Annotated in this window: 2 protein-coding genes; one reads left to right on the top strand and one right to left on the bottom strand. The window is 43.1% G+C overall.

Going from position 1 to position 2,966, the window contains the following annotated elements; genetic code table 11:
- Window positions 1-117: 117 nt before the first annotated feature.
- Window positions 118-1,225, top strand: a protein-coding gene (gene prfB, locus PX636_RS10540) for a peptide chain release factor 2 (RefSeq protein WP_288117076.1) whose coding sequence is annotated in 2 segments (ribosomal slippage) — window positions 118-189 and window positions 191-1,225 — 1,107 coding nt in all. Because the reading frame shifts where the segments join, the coding sequence is not laid out codon by codon here.
- A 194-nt stretch (window positions 1,226-1,419) separates the two neighbouring features.
- Here prfB and PX636_RS10535 read toward each other — a convergent pair.
- Window positions 1,420-2,838, bottom strand: a complete 1,419-nt coding sequence (locus PX636_RS10535; protein WP_287971279.1) for an ATP-binding protein — start codon at window positions 2,836-2,838, stop codon at window positions 1,420-1,422.
- Window positions 2,839-2,966: the final 128 nt, after the last annotated feature.

The following is a 2,966-nucleotide window of genomic DNA, read 5'->3' as shown; positions in this document are numbered from 1 at the left end:
GGAAATGGGAAAATGGGGGAATTTCAACTAAAACCCCAAAACCCTAAAACCCCAACTCTCAACTCCTGACGACCGACGACCGACTCCTAGAGCAACTGATAACTGATAACTGAAAACATGGAAATATCGGAACTAAAAAAAGGTATCGAGATAGTAGGATCGCGCCTGGGTAAAACCCAGGACTATCTTTGACTTACCCACTTTAAGGGCGAAAATTAAAGACTTAGAACAGGTGGCGGCCGTCCCTACTTTTTGGGATAATCTCGATACGGCTCAAAAAACCCTGCAAGAACTAAATGAATGTAAATCTTCTTTAGAAACCTATCAGGGTTGGTGTGGACAATTAGAAGATACCAAGGCAATTATCGAGTTATTAGAATTAGAATCCGATCGAACTTTACTAGAAGAAGCGACGGACAATTTAACTCATTTACAGCATGACCTCGATCGCTGGGAATTGCAACAGCTTTTAAATGGTCCCTACGACGCAAAAGGAGCGGTTTTAACGATTAATGCGGGGGCCGGGGGAACCGATGCCCAAGATTGGACAGAAATGCTCCTGAGAATGTATTCTCGCTGGGCCGAGAAACAGGGTTATAAAGTCACTTTAGCGGAAATATCAGAAGGAGATGAAGCGGGAATTAAATCGGTGACAATTGAGATTGCCGGAACTTATGCTTACGGTTATCTGAAAGGAGAAAAAGGCACCCATCGGTTAGTAAGAATTTCCCCTTTTAATGCTAATGGTAAACGTCAAACCAGTTTCGCCGGGGTGGAAGTGATGCCAATTTTGGGCGATGATGCGGTGAAGGTAGAAATTCCCGATAAAGATTTAGAAATTACCACCACTAGATCGGGGGGAAAAGGTGGACAAAATGTTAATAAAGTGGAAACTGCCGTGCGTGTAGTTCATCTTCCCACAGGTATCGCTGTGCGTTGTACCCAAGAGCGATCGCAATTACAAAATAAAGAAAAAGCCCTAGCTTTATTAAAAGCGAAATTGTTAATTATCGCTCGGGAACAACAGGCTCAAGCGATCGCAGAAATTCGCGGCGATATGGTGGAGGCCGCTTGGGGCAATCAAATCCGTAACTATGTTTTTCATCCCTATCAATTGGTTAAGGACCTCCGTAGTAATGTGGAAACCACCGATGTTACCCGGGTAATGAATGGGGATTTAGATAGCTTTATTGAAGCCTATTTACGTTTGGGGGGTGCAGTTTAAAGAAATGTATCGCCGTTGTCGTCCACAAGTCCCACTCCCGTGTGGACGCGATGATAAAATCTCCTCTTGGAAAAATGTCGATTTGCGTTGAAGCACTTTTTTGCTCGCTGTATAAGGGTTTCGCCGATTTGACATCCCTAAAATGGATTTGCGTTGAAGCACTTTTTAGCATTTCCACTTCGCTCAAGGCTAGTCTAGGCCCAAAAGGGGAGATAACGAGCATAACGAGTTGATTTAGATTCAGATTCGTCAAGTTTAATCAGTCCTGCTTCTTTAGTTGCCCCAATCACTTGAGAAACAGTATTGTTTTTTGATTCATTTAAACAAAAGCGATTTCGTAAGGTTTGGTTAGACATCCGTTGATTATCGACATAGAGGAGACAACAGTGCTGATAACAAGCGCGAATACGGTCAGATTGACTCATTTTGCCAAAATCCTGATGAGCGAATAGGATAGAAGTTGTTCGGATCTCACCTACTCTAAAATCTGGTGCGGGAAGTTGAAATTTCTCGGCAGCGGAAATAACTTTATCAATACCACTGCCCTTTTCTTCACAAATGCCAAAACGACGCATTATGTCAGCTAATTGCTCATTACGGGAGCGATATTCGTCTATAAAGCGTTCTACTTTGATAAAAGGAATACCAGGGTTAGAGATTTCTACTCGATCATCATACATTTCAATCATCACCGAAGCGCCTGTAGCGAGAAAGTCCTGATGAATCAAAGCATTGGCGATCAGTTCTCGCAAAGCTTGTGGAGGAAACATTTTCACTTCTTCCCTAAGAACCTCCTCGATGACGCGATTTTGAGGGGCTAAATCGTGGACAAAATTAACTAAACCATCAAAACCCACAGCATATCCCTTAGTTCCTGTCTGTTCCAGTCGAGTTTTAATTTTACCTGTTCCCTCATAGATAATCACTCGTGGTGCTTTACGCGCTAAGGTAGGGGAAAAGCTCTCAAGTTGTCTGGCCAGAAGGATGGCAGATAAATTAGGAATTGTCCAACCTTGTGGGGTTTTTTGCAGGAGTTGATCGCCTTGTAATCTTTCTAAAACAGCATCACGATGGCTAGGATAGGGAAGCTTGAGCAATTCAAAGTAGGTTTGGGTGTCTAATAGGTCAATAACCTCATCTGGACTAGCATGAGAACGAGCAGGTTGACAAAACCAATCTTGTTGATCTTCAGCAAAGATGCGCTTAAGCAGATCAGGTGTCATGGGTACTAAGTCTTCCCCTGCTCGCATTAGATAAGCACCTTCAAAGGCGATAGGTTGTCCTGTGGGACGGGTTGGCACTTCAAAAACCAAGACACGACCATCAGGGTGGGCCAATTCGGTGATTTCCACGCGCAAGCGAAGTTTTTGAACGATTAGCGATTTAATGCTGTTAATTTCTTCGGGTGTAGGAAAGGCTTGTGAACCAACAATTTTACGGGGACGTTTATCGGTAACACCTAAGATAAAATGGCCACCTCCTTCATTAGCAAGGGCGACGCAATATTTTAACAGTTTGATTGTATCAAATTGATTTTTAGCCTGTTTAAATTCTAGTCGCTCATTTTCCACTGGAGCATTTAACCAACCTTCTAGGGTCTCTAGGTTGATCATGCAGTAATCTCCTTCTGGGTGGGAATTTCCGTTTGGGGGGTAACAGTGCAGGTTATACTGATTCCTAAGATGAGAGCAGCTCTATTTTCTCGCAAATTCTGTTCTTATGCTATTTGTCCTCTACTAAG

It is taken from the genome of Microcystis sp. M53598_WE2, assembly GCF_030067735.1.
Classification (GTDB): domain Bacteria; phylum Cyanobacteriota; class Cyanobacteriia; order Cyanobacteriales; family Microcystaceae; genus Microcystis; species Microcystis aeruginosa.
The sequence above is the reverse complement of the archived record's forward strand: the minus strand, read 5'-3'. Positions and strand labels throughout refer to the sequence as shown.

Coding starts and splice junctions, on each gene's coding strand:
- PX636_RS10535 (WP_287971279.1), bottom strand. CDS start 2,838: ATGATCAACCTAGAGACCCTAGAAGGTTGGTTAAATGCTCCAGTGGAA.